The sequence below is a fragment of the Micromonospora sp. 050-3 genome (genome assembly GCF_046549335.1).
GTDB lineage: Bacteria > Actinomycetota > Actinomycetes > Mycobacteriales > Micromonosporaceae > Micromonospora > Micromonospora trifolii.
The window spans coordinates 1,805,238-1,830,589 of the sequence record NZ_JAJPVX010000002.1 but is presented as its reverse complement, the minus strand read 5'-3'; the positions used below and the strand labels follow the sequence as shown (position 1 = coordinate 1,830,589).

The following is a 25,352-nucleotide window of genomic DNA, read 5'->3' as shown; positions in this document are numbered from 1 at the left end:
CGCCGTTACTCGACGTCCATCGTGTCGTTCGATCATTCGGGCAGCTCCAGGCCCGCTGCCGCGAAGTCCGCGCGCAGCTGGGCGATCTCGTCGTCGGTGGCGTCCACGAGCGGGGGTCGCACCGGACCGGCCGGCAGGCCCAGCGACGCCAGGCCCGCCTTCACCAGGATGGTGCCCTGGGTGCGGAAGATGCCGGTGAACAGCGGCAGCAGCCGCCGGTGCAGGGCCAGCGCGGTCGGCATGTCCCCCGCGTCGTACGCCTCGATCATCTGTGCGGTCAGCGCCCCGGTGAAGTGCGTCGAGGTGCCGACCACGCCCACGCATCCGACGGCCAGCGCCGGCAGGGTGAGGGCGTCCTCGCCGCTGTAGAAGGCGAGGCTGGTCCGGCTGGTGACCCAGCTGGTGGCGGTCAGGTCGCCCTTGGCGTCCTTGACCGCGACGATCCGGCCGTGTTCGGCGAGCCGGACCAACGTCTCGGTGTCGATCGGCACGCCGGAGCGGTGCGGAATGTCGTACAGCATCACCGGCAGGCCGGTGGCGTCGGCCACCGCGGTGAAGTGTCGCAGCAACCCGCTCTGCGGCGGCTTGTTGTAGTACGGGGTGACCACCAGCAGGCCGTGCGCACCCGCCTTCTCGGCGGCGGCGGCCAGCTCGATGGTGTGCCGGGTGTCGTTGGTGCCGACGCCCGCGACCACCTTGGCGCGGTCACCGACGGCCTCCACCACGGCCCGGATCAGGTGTTCCTTCTCCGCTTCGGTGGTGGTCGGCGACTCGCCGGTGGTGCCGTTGACCACCAGCGCGTCGTTGCCCTGCTCGTCGACCAGGTGGCTCGCCAGCCGGGCGGCGCCGTCGAGATCGAGGGAACCGTCAGGGGTCAACGGGCTCACCATGGCTGTGAGCAGCCGGCCGAAGGGGCGGGACGCCGGTCGGGCCGCGGCGTCGAGGTGGTCGTGCGTCATACCCTCCAACCTAGCGGACGACCAGCCGGGGCCCGCCGGGGAAGGGCTCAGGACGCCTCGTGCGGGCTTGCCGCCACTTCGGTGCCGTCCGGCAGCGTGGAGATCACGAAGTCGGCGAACACGTTCGGGGCGACCCCCTGGAGCTGGCGCAGGCACTCCACGGCCAGCTCACGGATCTCCACATCGGCGTGCTCGGTGGCCCGCATCGCGATGAAGTGCCGCCAGGCCCGGTAGTTGCCGGAGACCACGATCCGGGTCTCGGTGGCGTTGGGCAGCACCGCGCGGGCCGCCTGCCGGGCCTGCTTGCGGCGCAGCGTCGGGTTGGGCTCGTCGGAGAAGCGCTGCTCGAGGCCCTCCAGCAACTCGGTGTAGGCCCGAACGCTCGCCTCGGCTGCCTCCACGAACTTCTTGTGCAGCTCCGGGTCGTCGGCGATGACGGCGGGCTCGACCATGGCCGCGTCCCGCTCCGGGACGTAGCGCTGCGACAGCTGGGAGTACGAAAAGTGCCGGTGCCGGATCAGCTCGTGGGTGAAGGAGCGGGACACCCCGGTGAAGTAGAAGGTGACCGACCCGTGCTCCAGCACGCTCAGGTGGCCCACTTCGAGGATGTGCGCCAGGTAGCCGGCGTTGGTGGCGGTCGCCGGGTTCGGCTTCTTCCACGACTGGTAGCAGGCCCGACCGGCGAACTCGGCGAGCGCCTGGCCGCCCTCCGCGTCGGTCGACCACGGCACGTCGTCCGGGGCCGCGAATTGGGTCCACGCGATCAACTTGACCTGGGGCTGCACCATGTCCGGCATTCCTGGGACTGTAGTGGTGGGGTGCCGCCCGGCCCAACTCAGGCGCGCCCCGTGCAATGTCGATCACTCAGGTAACGATGGACCCGCCGACGCCCCCGGCGTCGGGTCCCGGATCCGAGGTCCAGGTCCAGGTCCAGGTCTAAGGTCCGGGTCCGAGGTCCGGGTCCGGGGTCCTCGTCGAGCCGGGCGGACAGTTCCATCGGCGTCCTGTGGAGCTGAATCGTTGGCGACATCAGCCCCGGCGGATGGGCCGCCCCAGCCGACGGCTGAGGCCCGAGCGCCGCCCGAGCGGCCCGAGCGGCCCGGCAACCGCTTCCGATCGCAAGATCGCGCAACTTCATGGATGTAGTGGCATCCGTCGTGCACGACCCCACTAGATCCAGGATCGAGCGCGATCTTGGGGCGAGATGCGTCGGCCGCCGTCCGCCGCAGACGCGGGCGTGCGGCAGCCCACCGGGTTGATCGACTCGGGTTCCTGGAAGTCGGGGTATCCGGGTCGGACGGATGGCCCGGTTTCCTGCATGCCGAGTCGATCATGAGCGGTGGGCACTGGCAGCGCCGCGGGCACTGGGCGCGGCGGGCGCCGGCAGGTCGGGGCCGCAGCGCGTTCGGCGGCGGCGCGGTCAGACGTAGAGGGAGGTGAACGGCGCCCAGGGCAGGTTGCGCAGCACCGAGAAGGCCAGCCACGCGGCCAGGAAACCGCCGATGACCTTGGAGCTGATCCGCAGCTCGGGCAGTCGCCAACCGAACGCCTGGCTTCCCGCCCAGGCCACGAAGAGGTACGCGAGGAACGGCAGTGCGAAGACGAACAGGAAGTGGTGCCGGGCGGCGGCCGGCAGGTCGCCGTGCAGCACGTACCAGAGAGCGCGGGTGCCACCACAGCCTGGGCAGTCCAGCCCGCTGGTCAACTTGAGCAGACAGGTGGGTGCGGCGTCCGGGTCGGCGTAGGTCGGGTTGCTGAGCAGCGCGTAGCTCATGCCGATGGCAACACAGCCGACCGCGGCCAGCGGCACCGCCCAGCGCGGGGAACGTTCGTAGAGCCGCAGCACGAACCGGGTCAGCCGGTCCGGCTCAGGCGCCGGGTAGCCACCCGGCGGGGTCGCCGGCCAACCCTCCGGACCCGAGCCACCGGGACCCGAGCCACCGGGACCGAAACCGCCGGGAACCGAGCCACCGGCAGCGCCGTCGGCCGGCGCCGTGTGGACAGCGCCGGGGGCGGGGTGCGGCTGGTCGACCGGTCCGGGAGCGCTCGTCACGCGCTCACGGTACACCGGACACGCCGGCCAACGCGGCGGTGAGCGGACCGGCCAGGTCGCCGGCCGCCGGCGGTGCCACCGCGTCCAGGCCGAGCCAGCCGGCGAGCCGGTACAGCTCGGCGGCGAGCGCGACAGCGGTCTCCCCCGGGTCGGCGCCGGGTTCGAGCCAGGCGGCCGGCACCAGCAGCACCCCGGCCTTGCGATCGGCCTTCAGATCGACGCGGGCGGTGAACCGGTCGCCCTGCAGGAACGGCAACACGTAGTAGCCGTAGACCCGCTGTGGCGCCGGAACGTAGATCTCGATCCGGTAGCTGAAGTCGAACAGCCGCTCGGTGCGGGCACGCTCCCAGATCAGCGGATCGAAGGGGCTGACCAGTGTGTTGCCCCGCACCCAGCGGGGCAGCCGGGCGGACGTGTGCAGCCAGGCCGGCTGTCGCCAGCCCGGCACTGTGACCGGCACCAGCTCACCGGCCTCGGCCAGCTCGGCGACGGCCTGCCGGGCGCCGGCCAGCGGCAACCGGAAGTAGTCGCGCAGCTCCGGCTCGGCGGCCACCCCGAGCGACCGCGCGGCGAGGGCCACCAGCGTCCGGTACGCCTCGGCGTCGGTCGGGGTGGGCGCGGCCAGCACCGCCGGGGGCAGCACCCGCTCGGGCAGGTCGTAGCGGCGGGCGAAGGAGGTGCTGCGCTCGGCGGCGACCACCTCCCCGGCCCAGAACAGGAACTCCAACGCCCGTTTGACCGCCGACCAGTTCCACCCCCAGTTGCCGGTCTCCCGGGGCGCGTCGTGCTCGATCTCGGCGGCGGTCAGCGGCCCTCGGGCGGCAACCTCGTCTCGGACCCAGGCGACCAGCTCCGGCTGCTCCTGGGCGATCCGCCGCATGCCGCCCCAGGATTCGCTGTGGGCGCGGGCCATCCGCCAGCGCAGCAGCGGGTGCAGCTCCACCGGGACCAGCGACGCCTCATGGCCCCAGTATTCGAACAGCTCACGCGGGCGCCGGTAGGCGGCCTGGTCGAGCAACGTGGTCGGGTAGGGCCCGAGCCGGCTGTAGAGCGGCAGGTAGTGCGCGCGTTGCAGCACGTTGACCGAGTCCATCTGGATCAGCCCGACCCGGCCCAGCACGCGACGCAGGTGCCGGCGGGTGGGCACGCCCGTCGGCGCCGGGTCGGCGAAGCCCTGGGCGGCGAGCGCCACGCGGCGGGCCTGGGCGAGCGAGAGTGATTCCGGTGCGGTCATCGTCGGCGACCTTAATTCATCGGTACGACGCCGGTGCGGGAAGCTGGACGTGACGACCAACGGGGCATAGAACGGTGCAATGCTGACCATCCGTCGGGAGGAGCCGGACGACGCCGAGGCGGTCGCCCGGGTACACGTGCACGGCTGGCAGGCGGGCTATGCCGGCTTCATGCCGGACGAGGTGCTCGGGCGGCTCAACGTGGTGGCCTGGGCGCAGCGTCGTCGCGACGTCGGCACCGCCGATCCGGAACACCCGTTCACCACAGTGCTCGGCGAGGTGGACGGGTCGGTCGTGGGCTTCACCACCTTCGGGCCGTATCGCCGCAACCAGGACCGGGACGACCTGGACCCGACGGTCGGCGAGGTGGTGGCTCTCTACGTGGAGCCGGCCCACTGGGGTGACGGGACGGCCGCGGCGCTGCTGGACGCCGCCCGGGGCGGGCTCAGCGAGCGGGGCTGGGCCGGGTACCGGGCGTGGGTGCTGGCGGACAACCAGCGGGCCCGGCGGTTCTGCGAGCGCGCCGGCCTGTCACCTGACGGTGAGCGGTCGACCTACCAGGTGCCGCTGGCCGGTGGGGGCCCGCCGGTCGGGTTGGTCGAGCTGCGGTACGCCGGACGCCTCGACCGCTGACCCGTTCGGGGTCAGCCACCTGCGGATCGGCAGGAAGGCCAGCAGCGCCAGACTGACCCACACGTAGGCGTTGCTGCCCAGGAAGCCGTCGACGCCGGTGAAGTCCTTCTCCCAGAGCCAGACGGTCCGGCTGATCAGCAGCGCGTACCCGATGGTCGCGGCGAGCAGCAGGACCTGCCGTCGGCGGCCGGCCGGCGCGGCCATCGCGTTGTCGACCAGCAGGATCAACGCGGGCAGCAGCCAGACCAGGTGGTGCACCCAGGTGACCGGGCTGACCAGGCACATCACCGCGCCGGTCAGCGCCAGGCCGGTTGCCTCGTCGCCGGCCGCGACGGCGGCCCGGGACCGCCAGGCCCAGAGCGTCAGGGTGCCGAGCACCAGCAGCAGCCACAGCACTGTGCTCGGGTGCTCCGGGTCGAGCCGGGCGACCACCCCGCGCAGCGACTGGTTGGAGACGAAGGCCAGCTCGCCCACCCGCCCGGTGTTCCACAGCGCCTCGGTCCAGAACTCCCGGGACGCGTCGGGGAAGAGCGCGGCGGCCAGCAGCGACACCCCGGCGGCGGTGCCGCTGGCGGTGAGCGCCGCCCGCCACCGCCCGGTCACCAGCAGGTAGACGATGAACACGCCAGGAGTCAGTTTGATCGCGGTGGCGAGGCCGATGCCCACCCCGGTCCACCGGTTGCCGGCCGGCAGCAGCCGCAGCAGGTCCACCGCCACCAGGAAGAGCAGCAGCGTGTTGACCTGGCCGAAGTTGACCGTCTCCCGCATCGGCTCGAACGCGGCGGCCAGGCAGAGCGCCACGGCGAGGGCGAACCACCGGGTCCAGCCGGCGCGGCGCGCGATCGGGTCGACCAGCCACCAGATCAGCACAGTGGTGGTGACCACGCTGGCGAGCACGCTCACCACGATCGCGGCCGTCCACGGCAGGTACGCCATCGGCAGCATGACCAGCGCGGCGAACGGCGGATAGGTGAAGCCGTACTGGGTGCCCGGCTTGAGGTAGTCGTAGATCTCCCCGCCGTCGTGCACCCACCAGGTCAACGCGCCGTAGTAGACCTTCAGGTCGAAGAACCCGTGCCGGACGGCCGCGACGGCGAGGAACCCGGTGACCGCCGCGGCGAGCACCACCACCCCGACGACCTGCACGCTCGTCCTGTTGGCACCCTGCGCCACCGTCGTCTCCCTCGCCCTGCGTAGGCTTCCGTCCCATGGCTCTCGGGTACGTCCGCCCGGCGCGTCCCGAGGACGCCGGCGAGATCGCACGCATCCAGCTCGCGACCTGGCGGGTCGCGTACCGCCGGATCCTGCCTCGGCATGTGCTCGACAACCTGGACGAGGCGTTCCTCGCCCGGCGGTGGAGCGCCGCGGTGCTGGAGCCGCCCTCGGGCGCGCACCGGGTGCTGGTCGCCGTCGAACAGGCCGAGCAATCGTATCTGGTGGGATTCGCCGCCTCCGGTCCGGCCGACGGCGAGGCGTTGGCACCGGGTGAGCCGGCCGACGCGCTCGGCTCGGACGTGGCGGCGGTGACCGACCTGCTGGTCGAGCCGCGGTGGGGCCGGCGGGGGCACGGCAGTCGGCTGCTCGCCGCCACCGTCGACCTGTGGCGGGAGGACGGGATGAGTCGGGCGGTGGCCTGGGCGTTCGACGCCGACGAGGCGACCCGCAAGTTCCTCACCAGCACCGGGTGGGAGCCCGACGGCGCGGCCCGGGCGCTGGACGTCGACGACATGCTGGTGCCCCAGGTGCGTCTGCACGTGGGCGTGCCGACCGAGAAGGTACCGGCCGAGTGAACCGGTGTGGCGGCCCCGACCGGGCCGCCACACCGGGCCGGTCAGCCCTTGTCGGAGCCGTCGTTGGCGTCGCGGACGAAGTATCGCTGGAACACCACGAAGATGATCGCCACCGGGATGGTGGCCAGCAGCGCGGCGCCGAGCTTGAGCGGGTACTGGGTGCCCTTGCCGAGTGAGCCGCTGACCAGGTCGGCCAGTCCGCGTGGCAGGGTGAACAGGTCCGGGTCCTGCACCGACACCAGGCTGTGCGGGAACTCGTTCCAGGAGCCCTGGAACGACAGGATGGTGAGGGTGATCAGCGCCGGTTTCGCCATTGGCAGCACCACCGACCAGAAGGTGCGGAAGATGCTCGCCCCGTCGATCCGGGCGGCCTCCTCGACACTCACCGGGATCGACTCGAAGAACTGCTTCATGATGAACACGCCCCAAAAACCCAGCCCTCCCCCACTAACCCCCAACCCGGGACCCACCCCGGACCCGCCCCGCCCCGCCCCGCCGTCGATCATGGAGTTGTGGTGGGCAACAGCTCCATATGTGCCCCTTATGCGAGGCACCACAACTCCATGATCGACCCTGGCTGGGCCGGACGCGCCGGCGATCTTGGGGCTTCGGTTGTCTAGATGGGTCGAATGTTCTTTATGTCGCTACAGAAACTGCAAGATCGCGGGGTTCAGGGGGTTCGTTCGGCGATCAGTTCGTCGTCGTCAATGGCACCAGTGGGGTGGAAGCCCAGGGACTCGTAGAGGGCGGCGGCTGGGGTGTTGTCGGGGTGGTACGACAGGCGGACCGGGGGGTTGCCGTCCCGGGCCGCCAGCCAGGGGGCCAACGTCTGCACTGTGGCCCGGCCGATGCCCTTGCCCTGCTCGGCGGCGTCGATCAGCATCCCGCCGATCCAGTGCGAGCCGTCGTCGTCCACGCCCCACATGACGTGGCCGACGACTGTCTCGTCGGCGTACACCGCGACCGAGTTCCACACCTCGGAACGCATGCTCAGCAGCAGATAGCGGGCGCCCAGCGCGGCTACGAACCGGCGCTGGTCGTCACGCGGGGCGACGTCGGCGACCGCCCGCCAGTTGTCGTCGTCGACCGGCCGCAGCGTCACTCGCCGCCCGGCCCGGTCACCATGTCCACCATCGATCATCGGGGCAGCCTAGGGGCGGCCGGACCCGACCCGCGACCAGGTTTCGGCCCCCGGAAGAACCCAGGCCGGTCAGTCGAGCAGGGCGTCCAGGCCGACGGTGAGGCCGGGGCGGTTGCGCACCGCGCGGACGGCCAGCAGCACACCCGGCATGAACGACACCCGGTCGTACGAGTCGTGCCGGATGGTCAGCGTCTCGCCGGTGCCGCCGAACAGCACCTCCTGGTGGGCGACCAGGCCGGTGGCGCGCACCGCGTGGACGCGTACCCCGTCGATCTCGGCCCCCCGCGCACCCGGCACCTCGTCCTTTGTGGCGTCCGGCACCGGGCCGAGGCCGGCCTCGGCGCGGGCCTGGGCGATCTGCCGGGCGGTGTGGGTGGCGGTGCCGCTCGGGGCGTCCAGCTTGCGCGGGTGGTGCTGCTCGATGATCTCGACGGACTCGAAGTGTCGGGCGGCCCGCGCGGCGAACTGCATCATCAGCACCGCGCCGATGCCGAAGTTCGGGGCGATGACCACGCCCACCTCGGGTTTGTCGGCCAGCCAGCCGCGCACCTGCTCGAGCCGCTGCTCGGTGAAGCCGGTAGTGCCGACCACCGCGCTGATGCCCTGCTCGATGCACCACTGGAGGTTGTCCATGACGACGTCCGGCGTGGTGAAGTCGACGACCACCTCGGCTGCGGAGACGGAGGAGCGGCTGTCGCCCTGGTCGATCGCCGCGGTCAGGGCGAGATCGTCGGCGGCGTCGACCGCCTTGCAGACCTCGATGCCCATCCGGCCGCGTGCACCAAACACGCCGACCCGCAGCTGCTGGGCCGGGGTCCTTCCCTGCTCGTCAGTCACGGGGCACAACCTATCCCAATCGGGACGGGCCCTTCCGGCAGGATCCGCTGTGCTCCACCCGTCGGGACGCCCGACCGGGGTGCCTCGACCGGGCCGGGGCGGCAGACCTCAGACCGCGAAGTCGCCGGCGCCGAACGGGCCCACCACGGCCAACGACATCGGCCGGCTGAGCAGCTCGGCGGCGAGGACGTTCACGTCCTGCACGGTGACTTCGTCGACCCGGCGAAGCAGCTCGTCGACAGGCATCAGGTCGCCGTAGAGCAGCTCACCCTTGGCCAGCCGGCTCATCCGGGAACCGGTGTCCTCCAGGCCCAGCACGAAGGAGCCCTTGCTCATCCCCTTGCCCCGGGCCACCTCGGCGTCGGTCAACCCGTCGGCGGCCACCCGGGCCAGCTCGGCGCGGGTCAGGGCCAGCACCTCGTCCACCTTGCCCGGCGCGCAGCCGGCGTAGACGGCGAAGAGGCCGGTGTCGGCGTACTGGCTGGCGTAGGAGTAGACCGAGTACGCGAGGCCGCGCTGCTCGCGGATCTCCTGGAACAGGCGGCTGGACATGCCGCCGCCGAGCACGTTGTTGAGCACCCCGAGGGCGAAGCGCCGATCGTCGAGCCGGTCGATGCCGGGGCAGCCGAGGATGACGTGCGCCTGCTCGGTCTCCTTCGGCTCCACAACTGTGGTCGCCGGCTTGGTGCGTACCGCCGGGGTCGCCGCGCGGTACGGCGCCGGGCTGGCCGGGTCGCTGTCCAGTGGGGTGCCGCGCACGGCCTGACGGACCAGCTTGACCACCGCGGCGTGGTCGAGGTTGCCGGCGGCGGCGATGACGATCTGCGGCGCGGTGTAGCGACCCCGGTAGAAGGTCTGGATCTGCCGCCGGGTCATCGGGGTGACGGTCTCCGCGGTGCCGGAGATCAGCCGGCCCAGCGGGTGATCTCCGTAGACGGCCTGGACGAAGAGGTCATGAACCTCGTCACCCGGCTCGTCGTCGTGCATGGCGATCTCCTCCAGGATCACGCCACGCTCGGTCTCGACGTCGGCCGGCTCCAACAGCGAGTCCGCGACCAGGTCACACATCACGTCGATCGCCAGCGGCAGGTCCTCGTCCAGCACGCGGGCGTAGTAGCAGGTGTATTCCTTCGTGGTGAAGGCGTTGGTCTCGCCACCCACCGCCTCGATCTGCGAGGAGATCTCCAGAGCGGTGCGCTTGTGGGTGCCCTTGAAGAGCAGGTGCTCGAGGAAGTGCGCGGCACCGGCCTGCGGGCCGGTCTCGTCACGCGAGCCGACCGCCACCCAGATGCCGAACGAGACGCTGCGCATCGCCGGAATCGCCTCGGTGAGGACGCGCAGACCGCTGGGCAGCACGGTACGACGTACCGTGCCGCCCAGCGGGTCGTCGCTGAGCGTCCGGGTCACCGCGCGGGCGGTGCCGCCGGAGCGGCCCGCCCCGGTGTCCCGGGCTCGACTCGATTGGCTGGCCTGCCAATCGGAGGCCACCCCCCGTCGATCCGGTGGAAACGGCGCGCTGATGGCCCGACTCACGACTTGCTCCCGGTTCGACGAGGGGTGGGTGATGCGTTGTACGACTGTCAGCTGTGCCGGGTCCGGCGGCGCGGACGCTCGCCGCCCTCGCCACCCTCGCCGCCGCCGCCCTCGCCGCCCTCGCCGCCGCGCTCCGGGCCACGCCCGCCACGGTCGCCGCCACGCTCACGGTCGCCGCGGTCACGCGGAGCCCGGTCGCCCCGGTCCCGACCAGCCGGCCGGTCGCCAGCGGCGGCCTCACCGGCGGCCGGAGCCTCGGTGCCCTCCGGGCGGACCTTGTCGAGGTAGATCTTGCCGCGGGCGTCGATGTCCGCGATCTCGACCTCGACCCGGTCACCGACGTTGAGGAAGTCCTCAACGCGCTCGACCCGCTTGCCGTCGCCCACCTTGGAGATGTGCAGCAGGCCGTCACGGCCCGGCAGGAGCGAGACGAACGCGCCGAACGCGGCGGTCTTGACCACCGTGCCGAGGAACCGCTCGCCCTGCTTCGGCAGCGTCGGGTTGGCGATGCCGTTGATCCGGTCGACGGCCGCCTGGGCCGACGGGCCGTTGGTGGCGCCGACGTAGATCGTGCCGTCGTCCTCGATGGAGATCTCGGCGCCGGTCTCGTCCTGGATCGCGTTGATGGTCTGCCCCTTCGGGCCGATCACCATGCCGATCTTGTCCACCGGGATCTTGACGGTGGTGACCCGCGGCGCGTAGTCGGACATCTCGGCCGGAGCCTCGATCGCCGCCTTCATGACCCCGAGGATGACCTGGCGGGCCTCGTTCGCCTGCTGCAACGCGGCGGCCAGCACGTCCGACGGGATGCCGTTGAGCTTGGTGTCGAGCTGGAGCGCGGTGACGAACTCCGGCGTGCCGGCGACCTTGAAGTCCATGTCACCGAACGCGTCCTCGGCACCGAGGATGTCGGTCAGCGTCACGTACTGGGTCTTGCCGTCCACCTCGTCGGAGATGAGCCCCATCGCGATGCCGGCGACCGGCGCCTTCAGCGGAACACCCGCGGAGAGCAGGCCCAGCGTCGAGGCGCAGACCGAACCCATCGAGGTGGAGCCGTTGGAGCCGAGCGCCTCCGACACCTGCCGGATGGCGTACGGGAACTCCTCGCGCGACGGCAGCACCGGGATCAGCGCGCGCTCGGCGAGGGCGCCGTGGCCGATCTCGCGACGCTTCGGCGAGCCGACCCGGCCGGTCTCACCGGTCGAGTACGGCGGGAAGTTGTAGTTGTGCATGTAGCGCTTGCGGTTCTCGGGGGACAGCGTGTCCACCATCTGCTCCATGCGGAGCATGTTCAGCGTGGTGACGCCCAGGATCTGGGTCTCGCCCCGCTCGAACAGCGCCGAACCGTGCACCCGGGGCAGCACGCCGACCTCGGCGGTCAGCGCTCGGATGTCGCGCGGGCCACGCCCGTCCATGCGGACCTGCTCGCGCAGTACGCGGTTGCGCACCTCGGACTTGGTCAGCGACCGGAAGGCAGCGCTGAGCTCCTTCTCCCGACCCTCGAACCGAGCGCCCAACTCCTCGGCGACCCGGGCCTTGACCCGGTCCAGGGCCTCCTCGCGGTCGGCCTTGCCGGCGATGGTGATCGCCTCGGCCACGTCGGCGCGGGCCAACTCGGAGACGGCGTCGTAGATGTCGTCCTGGTAGTCCAGGAAGACCGGGAACTCGGTGACCGGCTTGGCGGCGACCTCGGCCAGCTCGCTCTGCGCGCGGCACAGCTCACGGATCGCCGGCTTGGCGGCCTCCAGACCGCTGGCGACGACCTCCTCGGTCGGGGCGGTGGCACCGGCCGAGATGAGGGCGACGGCGTTCGGGGTGGCCTCGGCCTCGACCATCATGATCGCGACGTCGCCGTCTTCGAGCGTGCGGCCGGCCACGACCATGTCGAAGGTGGCGCGAGCCAGCTCCTCCAGGGTCGGGAAGGCGACCCACTGGCCGTCGATGTGGGCGACGCGGGTCGCACCGATCGGGCCGGAGAACGGCAGGCCGGACAGCTTGGTCGACATCGAGGCGGCGTTGATCGCCACGACGTCGTACGGGTGCTGCGGGTCGAGCGCGAGGATCGTCTCGACGACCTGGACCTCGTTGCGCAGGCCCTTGACGAAGGACGGGCGCAGCGGCCGGTCGATCAGCCGGCAGGTGAGGATCGCGTCCTCGCTGGGCCGACCCTCACGGCGGAAGAACGAGCCGGGGATGCGGCCCGCGGCGTACATCCGCTCCTCGACGTCGACGGTCAGCGGGAAGAAGTCGAACTGCTCCTTCGGGTGCTTACCGGCGGTCGTGGCGGAGAGAACGACCGTCTCGCCCAGCTGGGCGATGACGGAACCGGCGGCCTGGCGAGCCAGCCGACCGGTGGAGAAGGTGATCTCGCGGGTGCCGAAGGACCCGTTGTCGATCACGGCGGTGCGGGATTCGGTGCCGAGTTTGGTCTCGGTCATGTGCTGTCGTGCTCCTTCGCGTCGTGGGCCCACGACATCGGGGAGCTGCTCAGCCGGCCGGTCTTCGATCGAAGCGCCCGGGTGGCCGGCATGATGCCGGGTTCCCGGGGGCCACTACCGGAGACCGGTACGCTGACCGGCTCCCTCTCGGGTGGTCGCGCGGCCCGTGTTTCCTTCAGGTGGGACGCGGTACGGGGGAGCGGCCGTCCGGCCACTCCCCCGTCACGTCACCGGCGCAGACCGAGCCGCTCGATGAGCGACCGGTAGCGGGCAATGTCCTTCTTCTGGACGTAGTTGAGCAACCGACGGCGCCGGCCGACCAGCAGCAGCAGCCCACGGCGGCTGTGGTGGTCGTGCTTGTGCACCTTCAGGTGCTCGGTCAGCTCGGCGATCCGCTTGGTGAGGACCGCTACCTGGACCTCCGGCGAACCGGTGTCGCCCTCGGCGGTCGCGTACTCCGCGCGGATGCTGGCCTTGGCTTCCTGATCGAGCGCCATGTTCTCCCTGTTTCGATGGGTTGATCAAGTGGGTGTCCGTCGTCCCGGTGGACCGGGAACGGACCGGTACCTCGCACCCGCGGCGTCGAGCAGGCACGCGAGGCCCCACGCCGGTCACCCGACGTCCCGGCAAGACTACCAGCACTCGCCGGTAACACCCGGCGAAGGGCCTCGGTGGCGGCCCGTCACCCCACCACGATCAGGCCAGTACGTGCCGGGTGCGCTCGACGTCCTGATTCATCTGGGCGATCAACGGCTCGATCGAGTCGTACCGGATCTGACCACGCAGGTGCGCCACGAAGTCCAGAGCCAGCCGCTCGCCGTACAGGTCGCCGGAGAAGTCGAGCGCGTACGCCTCCACCCGCCGCTCCCGGCCGGAGAAGGTCGGGTTGGTGCCCACGGACACCGCCGCCAGCAGCGGCTCGTGCTGGCCGCGGCGGATCAGCCGGGCCGCGTACACGCCGTCGGCGGGCACCGCCGCGTACCTGTGGCAGAGCAGGTTGGCGGTGGGGAAGCCCAGCTCCCGGCCCCGCTGGTCGCCGCGGACCACGACGCCCTCCACCCGGTGTGGGCGGCCCAGCGCGGCGGCCGCCGCGCCCACGTCGCCCGCGTCGACGCAGGACCGGATGTACGTGGAGGAGAAGACGGTGCCGTCCTCGGCGATCAGCGGGCCGCCCTCCACGCCGAAGCCGAACGTCTGACCCAGCCGCTCCAGCAACGCCACGTCGCCGGCGGCCCGGTGCCCGAAGCGGAAGTTGCTGCCGACCACCACCAGCGCCGCGTGCAGGTGCTCGACCAGGACGTCGTGCACGAACTGTTCGGCCGGCACCCGGGAGAACTCCGGAGTGAACGGCACCACGCAGAGGACGTCCACGCCGAGCGCCTCGATCAGCTCGGCCTTACGGGCCGGCTCGGTGAGCACCGCCGGGTGCGAACCGGGGCGGACCACCTCGGCCGGGTGCGGGTCGAAGGTGACCACCACCGACTGCACACCCAGTTCGCGGGCCCGGGCCACGGCGTGTCCGATCGTCGCCTGGTGTCCCTTGTGCACGCCGTCGAAGACGCCGATGGTGACCACCGAGCGTCCCCACCCGCCGGGCGCCGCGTCGTAGCCCCGCCACCGCTGCATGCCGTTCCTCTCTGCTGTCCCGCCGGCCGGCGGGTCGACACCGCCGGCTGCGGGCCGGCGAACCTGCGCCCCGCTGTCAGGCCGGGGCGAGCACGATCTCCGCGCGGGCCCGCCCGTCCCGCTCGCTGACGATAGCGATCAGACCGCCGGCCGGCCCGAAGACGGCGTACGGCCCGGTGAGGCCGGCCGGGTCCAGTGGTCCGCCGTGGGCGAGCACCCGCGCCTCGTCGGGCGTGGCCTCCCGGCGCGCGAAGAACCGGTCGGCCGCCGCGTCCAGTGGCAGGTTCACCACGTCCGGGGAGCGCTGCTCCAACTCGTCGAGGGTCGCCGCCTCGGCGAGGGTGAAGCCACCCACCGCGGTGCGCCGCAGCGCCGTGAGGTGCCCGCCGACGCCGAGCGCCAGGCCCGCGTCCCGGGCGATCGCCCGAATGTACGTGCCGGAGGAGCAGGTCACGTCCACGTCCACGTCCACCACGTCCGGCTCGGTGCGGCGGATCGCCAGCACCTCCAACCGGGAGATGGTGACCCGCCGCGCCGGCAGCTCCACGCTCTCCCCGTCGCGGACCCGCTTGTACGCCCGCTGCCCGTCGATCTTGATGGCGCTGACCGCGCTCGGCACCTGGTCGACCTCGCCGCTCAGCCCGGCCAGCGCCGCCCGGATCGCGTCGTCGGTGACCTGGCCGGCCGGCACTGTGGCGGTCACGTCGCCCTCGGCGTCGTCGGTGACGGTGGTCTGGCCGAGCCGGATGGTGCCGGTGTAGCTCTTGCCAGCGCCGATCACGTAGGTCAGCAGCCGGGTGGCCCGGCCGACACCGATCACCAGCACGCCGGTCGCCATCGGGTCGAGGGTGCCACCGTGACCGACCCGTCGGGTCTTCGCCAGTCGGCGGATGCGTGCCACCACGTCGTGCGACGTCATGCCGCCGGGCTTGTCGACCACGATCAGACCATCGGTGCTCACGTCGGCCAAGCCTGCCAGATGGCCTGTACTCCGCGGTGCGTGGGCACGCCCGGCGTGACCCCAGCCTCCGCCCGAGGGCTGCGCCGGGTTTGTCGCGCCGGGGCGTCCATTCGGCGTTTTGTCAGACGGGGACAGCCGGCCGACCTCCCCGGATGCGAAGATCATCCGCCCGTTGCCGTCACCGTGAGATCAGGACTGCCGATGACCACCGACCGACCGCCGGGCCACGAGCACCGCGCTCGGGTCGACCTGCCGGACTGGATGCGGCATCCGACGCCGAAGCGGCGGACCCCGGCAGGCTTCGTCGACGACCTGATCGAGGCGTGGCCGGCGCTGCGGGCCGCCCGCCGGGCGGTGTGGCACTGGCGCGGCCGGAGAAAATGGAGCCAGTCGCACCCGAACATCGTCGCCGTGCTGTCGTTCGTCGTGGCCGCCATCCTCGGGACCGCCCTGGTGACCGGCACCTACTACCTGCTCGCGCTGGCCGCCAGCGGCGGATACTGACGGAGGAACCATGGAGAACACCCCGCCGAGGGACCCGGTCGACCCGCCACCGCCGCCCGCCTCGGTAGCGCAGGTCAACCCGGTGCAGCTACCGGATTGGCTGCGGTCAGCGCAGACCGAGCACCAGCCCACCGGGTGGGACCGGGTCCGTTTCTTCTCGGCCCGGCACAACGGGGCGCTCCTGCTCGGCCTCGGGCTGGTGCTGGCACTGCTGATGGTCGTCGGCGGCGTGGTGTTGGTCGGTCGCGTCGCCGATGGTGTCCGCACGTCCGCCTCGGCGAGCCCCACATCGAGCCCCACCCCACCGCTGAGCAGGGTCGGCGAACCACGGGACCTGTTCGCCGGGTCGCCGGCGGCAGCCTTCGCGCCGGCCGAGGAGGCCGTGCGGATGCCGGCGGCCAAGAGCACCGGGCCGTTCACAGCGGCCCAGGTACGGACCGCGCTGGAGTCGGTGCGCAAGGCACTGATCGAGAGTCGGGTCGACGCCTCGATGTTCATGGGTGATCCGGAGCCGTTCCTCGCGCTGCTCGCCCCGGAGGCCCGCGAACGGAGCCGCGGAGACTTCACCAACGGCAGCTTCCTGCGGTACGCCACGAGGATGGCGTCGCCGTCGGAGTGGGATTTCGGCGTCCGCGCCGACGGCCGGGTCAGCTACCGGGCCACCAGGCAGAACAGCGTTCGACTGCTGGAGGTCTCCACGGAGTTCGTCTGGGCGTACCCGTTCGACGTGGACCTGCGGGCGCCCGCCGGTGCGACAGTGGTGGCGCTGCGCGACCGGGTGGTGTGGCAGGTGCCGCACCCGGACGACGTGCCGGCCTCCGCGCGCGGCCTCTGGATCACCTCGGCGGAGGCCGTGACCTGGAACGCGGACTGCGCCCAACTCCGTGAGGGCTGGGTGCAGGAGCAGTTCTGGATAGCCGACGTGCACCGGGATCAGATACCCGCTGGCGACCCGGGCACGATCTTCGACCTTGACGCTCCCGCGCCGACCACCACGCGCTGCTGACCGGCGGGCCCGGCGACCCGGTCAGCGGACCGCGCCGGTCACCGCCCACCTGCCGTTGCGCAGTCGCAGCAGAAGGGCGACCAGCCGGATCACCACGAACACTGTGAGCCCGGCCCAGATGCCGCCCAGCCCCAGATCGAGCGCGTACGCCAGCCAGATGGCCGGCAGGAAGCCGCCGAGCGCCGCCACGATGGTGAGGTTGCGCAGATAACGCACGTCGCCGGCGCCGATCAGCACGCCGTCGAGGGCGAACACCACCCCGGCCAGCGGCAGCATGACGACGAACCACGGCCAGGCCACCATTGCCTGCTCGCGTACCCCCGCATCGGAGCTGAACCACGATGGCACGACGCCGGCGCCGGCGGCGACGAGCAGCGCGAAGCCCACGCCGCAGACGCCGCCGAGCAGCCCGATCCGTCGGGCGAGCGCGCGCGCACCGGAGTCGTCGCCGGCGCCGAGCGCGGCACCGACCAGGGACTGCGCGGCGATGGCGAGGGCGTCGAGCACCAGCGCGGTGAAGAACCAGAGTTGCAGGGCGATCTGGTGGGCGCCGACGGCGGCGGCGCCGAAGCGGGCGGCGACGGCGGTCGCGGACAGGAAGCTGGCCTGGAACGCCAGCCCACGGATCAGCAGGTCGCGGCTGAGCACCAGTTGCTGGCGGATCACGCGGGGTTGGGGCCGCAGTGACACCCGCTCGCCGACCAGGGCGGCGGCGAAGAGCACCCCGCAGAGCGTCTGCGCGACGACGTTCGCCACGGCCGAGCCGACCAGGCCCAGCCCGCCGGGGTAGACCAGCAGCGGGCAGAGCAGCGCGGAGAGCAGGTTGGGGCCGAGCACGAAGAACAGCGGGCGGCGAGTGTCCTGCACACCGCGCAGCCAGCCGTTGCCGGCCGCGGCGAGCAGCAGGCCGGGAGCGCCGAGGGCCGCGATCCGCAACCACTGGGCGGCGGCGTCGGCCACCTCGCCACCACCACCGGCGAGGGTACGCGCGAGCGCGCCGCCGCCGACCTGCATGCCGATCGCGATCAGCAGACCGACACCGAACGCCAACCAGGACGACTGGACGCCCTCGGCGACCGCGGCGGCCCGGTCACCCGCGCCGAAGCGGCGGGCCGCGCGGCCGGTGGTGCCGTAGGCGACAACGGTGCCCACCCAGGCGGTGAGCGTCATGACAGTGCCGCCGACGGCGAGCGCGGCGAGCGGCACCCGGCCGAGGTGACCGACCACGGCGGTGTCGACCAGCACGTAGAGCGGCTCGGCAGCCAGCACCACGAGGGCCGGCAGGGCGAGCGCGGCGATACGCCGAGGCGAGGCGGGTCGGTGAGCGGTGGCGGCGTGGTTCATCGCCGCCGATCCTGGCATGGCTGCGGTAAGGAGCACAAGGCTGCTGGTTACTTACGTGCGCACTGCTCGACCGGCTCGGCGGACGTCACCGGCGATCGAGGCCCTGATGCGCTCCCTGTCGCCGGCATCCCGGTTTGCGACGCTCACTACCCTGTCCGAGGCTCCCACGCGGGGGGCACCACGACAGCGATAGGCCTTAATACAGTGAGCGACAGTTACCCTCCGCCCGACCCGAACGTCACCCCCTGGAGCGGCCCGCCGGCCCCGCAGCAGGGCGGCTACCCGCCGTACGGACAGCCACCACCCCAGCCGTACTACGGCACGCCACTGCCGCCTCCGAACACGTCGAACAAGGGCCTGATCATCGGGCTGGTCGCCGGCGCGGTGGTCCTCATACTCGCCATCTGCGGCGCGGGAATCGGCGTCCTGCTCGCCTCCGATGACGACGAGCCCGCACGGGGCACGTCCTCCACCCCCACGCTCGGCACCGGCAGCACGCCGGGCACGGGGACCGTCCCCACGCCGGGGCAGGCGGATCCACCGAACAACAACTCGATGACCGCCCGTTACTCCAGTGACCTGGCGAACGTCTGCGAAGGCAGCCCGATCCTGAACGCGTCGCCCTACAGCGGCCCGGCCGGCGCCAAGGCGTACACGTTCTCGAACAACCCCGACCGGCCGACGTCCTGGTCGTCGACGTACGTCCCCTCGGACAAGTCCTACTACGCCAAGGGCGCGGACTTCCAGAGGGTGTCGGTGGTCGGCTGCCTGACGTTCGACGAGGGCAGCCAGGGCGCCCCGAAGAAGTGTCAGTACAAGGACAAGGCGGAGAAGCAGGTCACCATCGACTACGTCTCGTCGCGCTACACCCTGACCTTCCACGCGGCCAGGACCGCCGAGAAGATCGGCGACGGCGGCACCGTGACCGCCCCGACGAACAGGTGCCCGAGTTTCATCTCATACGACAAGAGCACCATGAGGGCGTACGCGACGCCGGACTCCGGCACCATCGAGGCGGCCCTGGACACGTTCCTGTCCTGAACGACTCGCCCCCACTGGTGGCCGGACGGTGACGCCGTCGGCGCGGCACGTCGACGGCGTCACCACCGGTCGAGATGAGTCACTGGCGGGTGTCCATCGACGTCTGCAGCGCGCGGCGGGCCTGCTCGCGAGCGTCGTCGGTGGTGGTCTCGGGCTTGGGCTTGTTCGGCATGGTGGCGCTCCTCTTCCCAGGGCGTGAGCCGCCGACACACGGCGGCCCTCACGGGCGGTCCTGCTGAGCGCCCCACGGCGGTCCGGGGTTACCGGAGCAGCCGACTGGGCAGCGTGAGCCCGGGTCGATCCGACCCTGGAGGGAGGCGGCACGGGGTGTGGCACCACCGCCCATGACCTGCACCGCCAGGCGGCACCGGCCTTCTCCCAAGTTATCGTTCAGGTCCACATACTGCTTACGGTTCCCGCCATCTGGACAGTCGGCAACCTGGCTCAGCGAGCCAGGAAGTGCCAGCCCAGCCACCACCAGAACCCGAACAGACCGATCCGGCCCACCGGCACCGAACCGACCTCGTAGCGCATCACGTAGGCGCAGACCTCGCCCAGGGTGGGGATCCGCGACCCCTCCCGCCGAGCCATCCACTCAACCACCGCGAAGAGGATCAGCGCGGCGAGGAAGCCGCCGATCGCGAGCGCGCGCATCATCGCCGCACCAGCCCCCAGAAGGCGGCCAACCAGGCGAACCAGACCGCCGACCGGGTCAGTTGATCCTCCAGGAGAGGATCGGCCAACCGGGAGAAGGTGGGGAAGTCGTCGCCCGCAGCCAGCACGAAGGTCACGCCCTCGAAAACCCCGAAGACCACCACCGGCGCCGCCCACCAGGCCGCCCCCGCGCCCAGCCGGCGCGGCGCCGGTCGGCGGGCCACCCGGTTGCTCAGACCGAGCCAGATCAGCACCCCACCCGTCCCAAGGGTGAAGAGATTCGCCTCGGTGGAGAAGGACGCGAACCGGCCACCGACGAGCGACAGGCAGACGAGGACGGGAACGGAGACGGCGGGCCGGTCCCAGACGCGGGGGGCCTCCACGGTGAGGTCGTGCGGCTGCTCCATCCCGCAATTCTTCCCGGTATCACGGAACGCGGGAAGACCAACACTCCCCGGAGCTGACCCTGATCTTCCAGACCGACGGATCGATGACGGCCGAAGGCCGGCGTCAGCCGATCAGCGCCGCGTCCAGCTGACCGCGGATCGACTCGACCACCTGCTCGACGGTGCCCCGACCGGTGAACCCGGCCGCGAACGTGTGCCCACCACCGCCCAGCGCCACCGCGACCCGGCTGACGTCCACCGCGCCCTTGCTGCGCATCGACACCGCCCACTCGGCAGGCTTGGTCTGCTTCACCACACAGCTCACGTCCGCCTCGGCGGTGCAGCGCACCGAGTCGATGAGTGCCTCCAGCACGTACGGCCGCTGGTCGTGCCGGGCCAGGTCGTCGAGCGTGGCGAAGGTCCAGACCAGGCCCCGACCTCCGGCGGCGGCCGGCTCCAGTCGAGCCCGGCCGAGCACCTCACCGAAGAGGCGGACCGCGCCGAAGGGCCGGGTGTCGAAGACCCGCCGGGAGATGTCACCCGGCGAGATGCCGGTCGCCAGCAATCGGGCGGCCATCTGATGCACCGCCGGAGTGGTCGCCTCGAACCGGAACGAACCGGTATCAGTGGTCAGCGCCACGTAGAGGCACTCGGCGATGGCCGGATCCACCACCACCTCGAGCCGGGCCAGCAGCTGTTCGGCAACAACCGACGTGGCCGCCGCACCCGGGTCGACCAGGTTGACAGTGCCGAACCCGGGGTTGGAGGCGTGGTGGTCGAGCACCAGCGCCGCACCCGCCGACGACAACCGCCCGGCCAACTCGCCGAGACGCGACTCGCTCGCCGCGTCGAAGCAGATCACCAGATCGGGCGCCGGGTCGGCGGCGTCCGCCGGGACCAGCAGGTCCAGCCCGGGCAGCCCCCGGAACGGCTCCGGCACCTCCGGTGGCCCGGGAAAGGTCGCCTGCACGTCGCGTACGCCGAACTGCCGCAGGCCCAGACCGAAGCCGAGCATGCTGCCCAGCGCGTCGCCGTCCGGGTTGATGTGGCAGATCAGCAGCACCCGGGCGGTCGGCGGGAGAGCCCGCACCAACGCCTCGGCCGCGGCCCAGTCCGCCTCGGCGGGGCCGAGCCCGGCTGCCCCGGCGAACGGGGCGCTGGCGGTGCTGGTCACCGCGTTTCCCCACCCCGCGGGGTTTCCTTGACGTCGGTGGCCTCGTCGGCCTCGTCCGTCTCGTCTGCCTCATCGGTCTCGTCGTCCACCCGGTACGGCTGGGCCTCGCCCGCGTACTTCGCCTGGGCGGCGAGCCGCTGCACCTCGGCGTCGGCGTTGCGGGCGGCGGCGAGCAGGTCGTCGATGTGCTTTACCTGGTCCTGCACGTCGTCGAGGACGAACGTGAGGGTCGGCGAGTGGCGCAGCCCGAGGGCCTTGCCGACAGTGCTGCGTAGCAGCCCCTTGGCGCTCTCCAGCGCCGCCGCGGTGTCCGCCTGGGCCACCGAGTCACCGAGCACTGTGTAGAAGACCGTCGCGTCACGCAGGTCAGCGGTAATCCGGGCATCGGTGATGGTGATCATCCCGAGCCGCGGGTCCTTGATCTGGCTCCGCACCACCGACGCGACCAGCTCACGCACCCGTTCCGCGTGCCGGCGTACCTTGGCCGGATCAGACATCTCGCCACCTCCACGGCGTCCTGCTTCCGGTCGACCCGGCGGCCCGGAGGCCGCCGGCCGACCGGCCAACATCTCGAACATTACCTTCGGGGCCGCTCCGGTCGCCCGGCACAGCCGGCACCATGGTCAGTCGTCGTCCACGCCGTAGAGCCGGCGTCGGACGGACAGCAACTCGACCTCGGGGCGATTGGCCACCAGGCGCTCACAGGAGTCGAGCACCTCGCGGACGTGCGCCGTTTCGGCGGCCACCACGGCCACCGCCAGCTGCGCTCGACCATGCAGGTCGAGCGCACCCACCTCGGCGGCCGACACCTCGAAGCGGCGCAGCGCCGCCACGATCGGCCGTACATATGATCTCTTGGCTTTGAGCGACCGGGAGTCGCCCGGCAGCAGCAGGTCGAAGACCGCGGTTCCGGTGAACATCGCCCCGGACGATACCGCCAACCCGCCCCGCATGATCAAGGGGTTTACGCCGAGTGGCGTAAACCCCTTGATCAGCGTGTCACTGCCGGATCAGGCGCGAACCTTCTCCCGCATCTCGAAGGTCTCGATGACGTCGCCGACCTGGACGTTGTTGTAACCACCCAGGGTCAGACCACACTCGAAGCCCTCGCGGACCTCGGTTGCGTCGTCCTTGAACCGCTTGAGCGAGCTGATCGTGAGGTTGTCCGCCACGACCGCCCCGTCTCGCAGCAGGCGCGCCTTGGCGTTGCGCCGAAGGACACCGGACCGGACGATGCAACCGGAGATGTTGCCGATCTTGGACGAGCGGAAGACGTCGCGGATCTCCGCGCTGCCCAGCTCGACCTCCTCGTACTCCGGCTTGAGCAGGCCCTTGAGCGCTGCCTCGATCTCCTCGATGGCCTGGTAGATGACGGTGTAGTACCGGATCTCCACGCCCTCGCGGTCGGCCATCTCACGGACCTTGTTCGAGGCCCGCACATTGAAGCCGATGATCGTGACCGGCTCGGACGAGGCACTTGCGAGCATGACGTTGCTCTCGGTGATCGCGCCCACGCCCCGGTCGAGGACCTTGAGCTGGACCTCCTCGGGGATGTCGAGGTTGAACAGCGCGTCCTCGAGAGCCTCCACCGAACCGGAGACATCGCCCTTGAGGATGAGGTTGAGCGAGGTCTTCTCGCCCTCCTTGAGCTGCTCCATGAGCGTCTCGAGGGTGGCCCGACCACGGGAGTTGGCGAAGGACGCCGCCCGCCGCCGTGCCTGCCGCTGCTCGGCGATCTGCCGCACCGTGCGGTCGTCCGCCGCAGCCAGGAACGTGTCTCCCGCGCCGGGCGGCGCGGTCAGACCCAGCACCATGACCGGACGCGCCGGCCCAGCCTCGGTGAGCTGGTTGCCGTTCTCGTCGAGCATGGCCCGAACCCGGCCGTGCGCCCCACCGGCGACGATCGAGTCGCCCGCCCGCAGGGTGCCCTTCTGCACCAGCACCGTTGCCACCGCACCGCGACCCTTGTCCAGGTGTGCCTCGATGGCCACACCCTGCGCCGGCCCGTCGATCGGAGCGGTCAGCTCCAGCGACGCGTCGGCGGTCAGCAGGACAGCCTCGAGCAGTTCCTCGATGCCGATGCCCGGCTTGGCTGCCACGTTGACGAACATGGTCTCGCCGCCGTACTCCTCGGCGACCAGGCCGTACTCGGTCAGCTGCTGGCGGACCTTGTCCGGGTTGGCGTCCGGCTTGTCGACCTTGTTGACCGCGACCACGATCGGCACGTCGGCCGCCTTGGCGTGGTTCAACGCCTCGATCGTCTGCGGCATCACACCGTCGTCGGCCGCGACGACCAGGATCACGATGTCCGTGACCTGGGCACCACGAGCACGCATGGCGGTGAACGCCTCGTGACCCGGGGTGTCGATGAAGGTGACCGCCCGGTCCTCGCCCTCGTGCGGGACGTGGACCTGGTAGGCACCGATGTGCTGGGTGATGCCACCCGCCTCACCGGCCACGACGTTCGCCTTACGGATGGCGTCGAGCAGCTTGGTCTTACCGTGGTCGACGTGACCCATGACGGTCACCACCGGCGCACGGCTGACCAGACGCTCCTCGGCCACCTCCGCGTCGAGGTCGATGTTGAACTGCGCGAGCAGCTCGCGGTCCTCGTCCTCCGGGCTGACGATCTGGATGTCGAAGCCCAGGTGCTCACCCAGCAGGTGCAGGGTGTCGTCAGAACAGGACTGGGTCGCTGTCACCATCTCGCCCAGGTTGAACATCTCCTGGACCAGCGAACCCGGGTTGGCGTTGATCTTGTCCGCGAAGTCGGACAGCGAGGCGCCACGGGAGAGCCGGACGATCTGACCCTGACCCCGGGGAGCACCCGAGCTCATGGTCGGAGCCGACAGGTTGTCGAACTCCTGTCTGCGCTGCTTCTTGGACTTGCGACCGCGCGTCGGCCGACCACCCGGACGCCCGAAGGCACCCGCGGCGCCGCCGCCACGGCCACGACCGCCCGCACCCGGACGACCGCCGCCACCAGCCGGACCACCCGGACGGAAACCGCCACCGGGAGCACCAGCACCGCCGCCGGGACCGCCACGGTAGCCACCGCCACCGCCGGCACCCGCGCCGCCACCAGGGCCGCCTCGGTAACCGCCGCCGCCACCGGCGCCGCCGCCGGGACCACCGCGGAAGCCACCGCCACCGCCACCGGGACGACCTGCGCCGCCACCGCCACCGGGACGACCGGCGCCACCGGGACCGGGGCGACCGGCAGCCGGCCGCTGGCTCGGCATGGACGCCGGGCTGGGCCGCGGCGGCATGGAGTTCGGGCTCGGCCGCGGCGGCATGCCCGCCGGGCTGTTGGGCCGAGGGCCACCCGCACCGGCGGCCGGGGGCCGCTGCTGCTGGCCACCCTGGATGCCGAACGGGTTGTTACCGGCACCGCGCGCCGGCGGACGACCGCCCGGCCGGGCACCCGGACCGGGAGCCGGCGTGCTCGGACGAGCTGCCGGCGAACCGGGACGGGGCGGCATCGCCGCAGGACCCGGCCGAGGGCCGGGGCGGTTGCCACCGTCTGCCGGAGGCTCCCGGCGAACGGGGTTGTCCCGCTGCTGCTGGCGGGCGGCCTGCGCGGCCTTGACCGCAGCCTCCTGCTCAGCCTTCAGCGCGGCGGCACGCGCCTCCGCGGCCGCCACCTCGATGTCGTGGGCACTCGCCGGCTTGGCGACCGGGGTCACCGTCTGCGGTGCACCGGGAACCGGACCCTTGGGCTTCGGACCGGGTGCCGGCGCGGCCGGCCGCCGAGGCGGCATCGGCTTGGCCGAAACCCGGGGCGCGCCCGGGGCCGGGGTTGGCGTCGGGGTCGGGTTTGAAGCCGGCGTCGACGCGGGCGCCGACGGGGCGGCCGGAGCCGGGGCTCCGGCGGACGCGACGAATGCGTTACGCAGCCGCCGGGCGACGGGCGCCTCGACGGTGCTGGACGCGGACTTCACGAACTCGCCCATTTCCTTCAGCTTGGCGAGAACGGTCTTACTCTCGACCCCGAGCTCTTTTGCAAGCTCGTGTACGCGGGCCTTGCCTGCCACTGCACT

25 protein-coding genes are annotated in these 25,352 nt (G+C 71.7%); 5 read left to right on the top strand and 20 right to left on the bottom strand.

Annotated elements, in window-relative coordinates:
- Window positions 1–32 precede the first annotated feature (32 nt).
- The 4 genes from dapA to ACLJOK_RS23490 all read right to left on the bottom strand — a co-directional run bounded on the left by dapA (window position 33) and on the right by ACLJOK_RS23490 (window position 4,246).
- On the bottom strand, window positions 33–959 hold the full coding sequence (gene dapA, locus ACLJOK_RS23505; RefSeq protein ID WP_410820798.1) for a 4-hydroxy-tetrahydrodipicolinate synthase: 927 nt from the start codon (window positions 957–959) through the stop codon (window positions 33–35).
- 47 nt (window positions 960–1,006) lie between these two features.
- On the bottom strand, window positions 1,007–1,747 hold the full coding sequence (gene thyX / locus ACLJOK_RS23500) for an FAD-dependent thymidylate synthase (protein ID WP_124816891.1): 741 nt from the start codon (window positions 1,745–1,747) through the stop codon (window positions 1,007–1,009).
- Between the two features lie 632 nt (window positions 1,748–2,379).
- Entirely contained in the window at window positions 2,380–3,012 is a 633-nt protein-coding gene (locus ACLJOK_RS23495) for a DUF2752 domain-containing protein (protein WP_410820797.1), read from the bottom strand.
- 4 nt (window positions 3,013–3,016) lie between these two features.
- Window positions 3,017–4,246, bottom strand: a complete 1,230-nt coding sequence (locus ACLJOK_RS23490) for a winged helix-turn-helix domain-containing protein (protein ID WP_410820796.1) — start codon at window positions 4,244–4,246, stop codon at window positions 3,017–3,019.
- Window positions 4,247–4,325: 79 nt separating this feature from the next.
- On the opposite strand from ACLJOK_RS23490, the gene ACLJOK_RS23485 reads away from it, so the two are divergent.
- Entirely contained in the window at window positions 4,326–4,877 is a 552-nt protein-coding gene (locus tag ACLJOK_RS23485; protein ID WP_410820795.1) for a GNAT family N-acetyltransferase, read from the top strand.
- On the opposite strand, the gene ACLJOK_RS23480 is transcribed toward ACLJOK_RS23485, so the two are convergent.
- On the bottom strand, window positions 4,776–6,050 hold the full coding sequence (locus tag ACLJOK_RS23480) for a glycosyltransferase family 87 protein (protein ID WP_410820794.1): 1,275 nt from the start codon (window positions 6,048–6,050) through the stop codon (window positions 4,776–4,778). The genes ACLJOK_RS23485 and ACLJOK_RS23480 overlap by 102 nt on opposite strands.
- 35 nt (window positions 6,051–6,085) lie before the next feature.
- On the opposite strand from ACLJOK_RS23480, the gene ACLJOK_RS23475 reads away from it, so the two are divergent.
- Window positions 6,086–6,667, top strand: a complete 582-nt coding sequence (locus ACLJOK_RS23475; RefSeq protein WP_410820793.1) for a GNAT family N-acetyltransferase — start codon at window positions 6,086–6,088, stop codon at window positions 6,665–6,667.
- 41 nt (window positions 6,668–6,708) lie between these two features.
- Here ACLJOK_RS23475 and ACLJOK_RS23470 read toward each other — a convergent pair whose 3' ends face one another.
- The 8 genes from ACLJOK_RS23470 to truB form a co-directional block, all read right to left on the bottom strand.
- Complete coding sequence (locus ACLJOK_RS23470; RefSeq protein WP_410820792.1) at window positions 6,709–7,173, bottom strand: carbohydrate ABC transporter permease; 465 nt, start codon at window positions 7,171–7,173, stop codon at window positions 6,709–6,711.
- Window positions 7,174–7,337: 164 nt separating this feature from the next.
- Window positions 7,338–7,808 carry a GNAT family N-acetyltransferase gene (locus tag ACLJOK_RS23465; RefSeq protein WP_410820791.1) on the bottom strand — a complete coding sequence of 157 codons (471 nt, stop codon included), beginning with the start codon at window positions 7,806–7,808 and terminating at the stop codon, window positions 7,338–7,340.
- Between the two features lie 69 nt (window positions 7,809–7,877).
- Window positions 7,878–8,645 carry a 4-hydroxy-tetrahydrodipicolinate reductase gene (dapB, locus tag ACLJOK_RS23460; RefSeq protein WP_410820790.1) on the bottom strand — a complete coding sequence of 256 codons (768 nt, stop codon included), beginning with the start codon at window positions 8,643–8,645 and terminating at the stop codon, window positions 7,878–7,880.
- A gap of 108 nt (window positions 8,646–8,753) precedes the next feature.
- Complete coding sequence (locus ACLJOK_RS23455) at window positions 8,754–10,178, bottom strand: M16 family metallopeptidase (protein WP_410820789.1); 1,425 nt, start codon at window positions 10,176–10,178, stop codon at window positions 8,754–8,756.
- A 47-nt stretch (window positions 10,179–10,225) separates the two neighbouring features.
- Window positions 10,226–12,616 (bottom strand): polyribonucleotide nucleotidyltransferase, encoded by a 2,391-nt coding sequence (locus ACLJOK_RS23450; protein ID WP_410820788.1) that lies wholly within the window; start codon window positions 12,614–12,616, stop codon window positions 10,226–10,228.
- 227 nt (window positions 12,617–12,843) lie between these two features.
- Window positions 12,844–13,113, bottom strand: coding sequence for a 30S ribosomal protein S15 (gene rpsO, locus ACLJOK_RS23445; protein WP_030337594.1), 270 nt, complete (start codon window positions 13,111–13,113; stop codon window positions 12,844–12,846).
- A 199-nt stretch (window positions 13,114–13,312) separates the two neighbouring features.
- The gene (locus ACLJOK_RS23440; protein WP_410820787.1) at window positions 13,313–14,242 is read right to left on the bottom strand and encodes a bifunctional riboflavin kinase/FAD synthetase; all 930 of its coding nucleotides are present in this window, start codon (window positions 14,240–14,242) and stop codon (window positions 13,313–13,315) included.
- 76 nt (window positions 14,243–14,318) lie between these two features.
- Window positions 14,319–15,203 carry a tRNA pseudouridine(55) synthase TruB gene (gene truB / locus ACLJOK_RS23435; protein WP_410820786.1) on the bottom strand — a complete coding sequence of 295 codons (885 nt, stop codon included), beginning with the start codon at window positions 15,201–15,203 and terminating at the stop codon, window positions 14,319–14,321.
- A gap of 201 nt (window positions 15,204–15,404) precedes the next feature.
- On the opposite strand from truB, the gene ACLJOK_RS23430 reads away from it, so the two are divergent.
- Together ACLJOK_RS23430 and ACLJOK_RS23425 are read left to right on the top strand one after the other, a co-directional pair.
- Complete coding sequence (locus ACLJOK_RS23430) at window positions 15,405–15,707, top strand: hypothetical protein (RefSeq protein ID WP_410820785.1); 303 nt, start codon at window positions 15,405–15,407, stop codon at window positions 15,705–15,707.
- A 10-nt stretch (window positions 15,708–15,717) separates the two neighbouring features.
- Window positions 15,718–16,713, top strand: coding sequence for a hypothetical protein (locus ACLJOK_RS23425; protein WP_410820784.1), 996 nt, complete (start codon window positions 15,718–15,720; stop codon window positions 16,711–16,713).
- Between the two features lie 21 nt (window positions 16,714–16,734).
- On the opposite strand, the gene ACLJOK_RS23420 is transcribed toward ACLJOK_RS23425, so the two are convergent.
- Entirely contained in the window at window positions 16,735–18,057 is a 1,323-nt protein-coding gene (locus tag ACLJOK_RS23420) for an MATE family efflux transporter (RefSeq protein WP_410820783.1), read from the bottom strand.
- A 204-nt stretch (window positions 18,058–18,261) separates the two neighbouring features.
- On the opposite strand from ACLJOK_RS23420, the gene ACLJOK_RS23415 reads away from it, so the two are divergent.
- Window positions 18,262–19,098, top strand: coding sequence for a hypothetical protein (locus ACLJOK_RS23415; RefSeq protein WP_410820782.1), 837 nt, complete (start codon window positions 18,262–18,264; stop codon window positions 19,096–19,098).
- Between the two features lie 444 nt (window positions 19,099–19,542).
- Here ACLJOK_RS23415 and ACLJOK_RS23410 read toward each other — a convergent pair whose 3' ends face one another.
- The 6 genes from ACLJOK_RS23410 to infB all read right to left on the bottom strand — a co-directional run bounded on the left by ACLJOK_RS23410 (window position 19,543) and on the right by infB (window position 25,346).
- Complete coding sequence (locus ACLJOK_RS23410) at window positions 19,543–19,752, bottom strand: DUF6186 family protein (protein ID WP_181548655.1); 210 nt, start codon at window positions 19,750–19,752, stop codon at window positions 19,543–19,545.
- Entirely contained in the window at window positions 19,752–20,159 is a 408-nt protein-coding gene (locus tag ACLJOK_RS23405; RefSeq protein WP_410820781.1) for a hypothetical protein, read from the bottom strand. The genes ACLJOK_RS23410 and ACLJOK_RS23405 overlap by 1 nt, the downstream gene beginning before the upstream one ends.
- Before the next feature lie 103 nt (window positions 20,160–20,262).
- On the bottom strand, window positions 20,263–21,312 hold the full coding sequence (locus ACLJOK_RS23400; RefSeq protein WP_410820780.1) for a DHH family phosphoesterase: 1,050 nt from the start codon (window positions 21,310–21,312) through the stop codon (window positions 20,263–20,265).
- Window positions 21,309–21,809, bottom strand: a complete 501-nt coding sequence (rbfA, locus tag ACLJOK_RS23395; protein WP_112624086.1) for a 30S ribosome-binding factor RbfA — start codon at window positions 21,807–21,809, stop codon at window positions 21,309–21,311. Before rbfA ends, ACLJOK_RS23400 begins: the two co-directional genes overlap by 4 nt.
- A gap of 126 nt (window positions 21,810–21,935) precedes the next feature.
- The gene (locus ACLJOK_RS23390) at window positions 21,936–22,232 is read right to left on the bottom strand and encodes a DUF503 domain-containing protein (RefSeq protein ID WP_091400377.1); all 297 of its coding nucleotides are present in this window, start codon (window positions 22,230–22,232) and stop codon (window positions 21,936–21,938) included.
- A gap of 90 nt (window positions 22,233–22,322) precedes the next feature.
- Window positions 22,323–25,346, bottom strand: coding sequence for a translation initiation factor IF-2 (infB, locus tag ACLJOK_RS23385; protein ID WP_410820779.1), 3,024 nt, complete (start codon window positions 25,344–25,346; stop codon window positions 22,323–22,325).
- Window positions 25,347–25,352 lie beyond the last annotated feature (6 nt).

Bases quoted from the DNA above. Each gene is read 5' to 3' on its own strand.
- dapA (WP_410820798.1), bottom strand. From the start codon at position 959: ATGACGCACGACCACCTCGACGCCGCGGCCCGACCGGCGTCCCGCCCC.
- thyX (WP_124816891.1), bottom strand. From the start codon at position 1,747: ATGGTGCAGCCCCAGGTCAAGTTGATCGCGTGGACCCAATTCGCGGCC.
- ACLJOK_RS23490 (WP_410820796.1), bottom strand. From the start codon at position 4,246: ATGACCGCACCGGAATCACTCTCGCTCGCCCAGGCCCGCCGCGTGGCG.
- ACLJOK_RS23485 (WP_410820795.1), top strand. From the start codon at position 4,326: ATGCTGACCATCCGTCGGGAGGAGCCGGACGACGCCGAGGCGGTCGCC.
- ACLJOK_RS23475 (WP_410820793.1), top strand. From the start codon at position 6,086: ATGGCTCTCGGGTACGTCCGCCCGGCGCGTCCCGAGGACGCCGGCGAG.
- ACLJOK_RS23470 (WP_410820792.1), bottom strand. From the start codon at position 7,173: ATGATCGACGGCGGGGCGGGGCGGGGCGGGTCCGGGGTGGGTCCCGGG.
- ACLJOK_RS23465 (WP_410820791.1), bottom strand. From the start codon at position 7,808: ATGATCGATGGTGGACATGGTGACCGGGCCGGGCGGCGAGTGACGCTG.
- ACLJOK_RS23450 (WP_410820788.1), bottom strand. From the start codon at position 12,616: ATGACCGAGACCAAACTCGGCACCGAATCCCGCACCGCCGTGATCGAC.
- rpsO (WP_030337594.1), bottom strand. From the start codon at position 13,113: ATGGCGCTCGATCAGGAAGCCAAGGCCAGCATCCGCGCGGAGTACGCG.
- ACLJOK_RS23440 (WP_410820787.1), bottom strand. From the start codon at position 14,242: ATGCAGCGGTGGCGGGGCTACGACGCGGCGCCCGGCGGGTGGGGACGC.
- ACLJOK_RS23430 (WP_410820785.1), top strand. From the start codon at position 15,405: ATGACCACCGACCGACCGCCGGGCCACGAGCACCGCGCTCGGGTCGAC.
- ACLJOK_RS23425 (WP_410820784.1), top strand. From the start codon at position 15,718: ATGGAGAACACCCCGCCGAGGGACCCGGTCGACCCGCCACCGCCGCCC.
- ACLJOK_RS23420 (WP_410820783.1), bottom strand. From the start codon at position 18,057: ATGAACCACGCCGCCACCGCTCACCGACCCGCCTCGCCTCGGCGTATC.
- ACLJOK_RS23410 (WP_181548655.1), bottom strand. From the start codon at position 19,752: ATGCGCGCGCTCGCGATCGGCGGCTTCCTCGCCGCGCTGATCCTCTTC.
- ACLJOK_RS23405 (WP_410820781.1), bottom strand. From the start codon at position 20,159: ATGGAGCAGCCGCACGACCTCACCGTGGAGGCCCCCCGCGTCTGGGAC.
- rbfA (WP_112624086.1), bottom strand. From the start codon at position 21,809: ATGTCTGATCCGGCCAAGGTACGCCGGCACGCGGAACGGGTGCGTGAG.
- ACLJOK_RS23390 (WP_091400377.1), bottom strand. From the start codon at position 22,232: ATGTTCACCGGAACCGCGGTCTTCGACCTGCTGCTGCCGGGCGACTCC.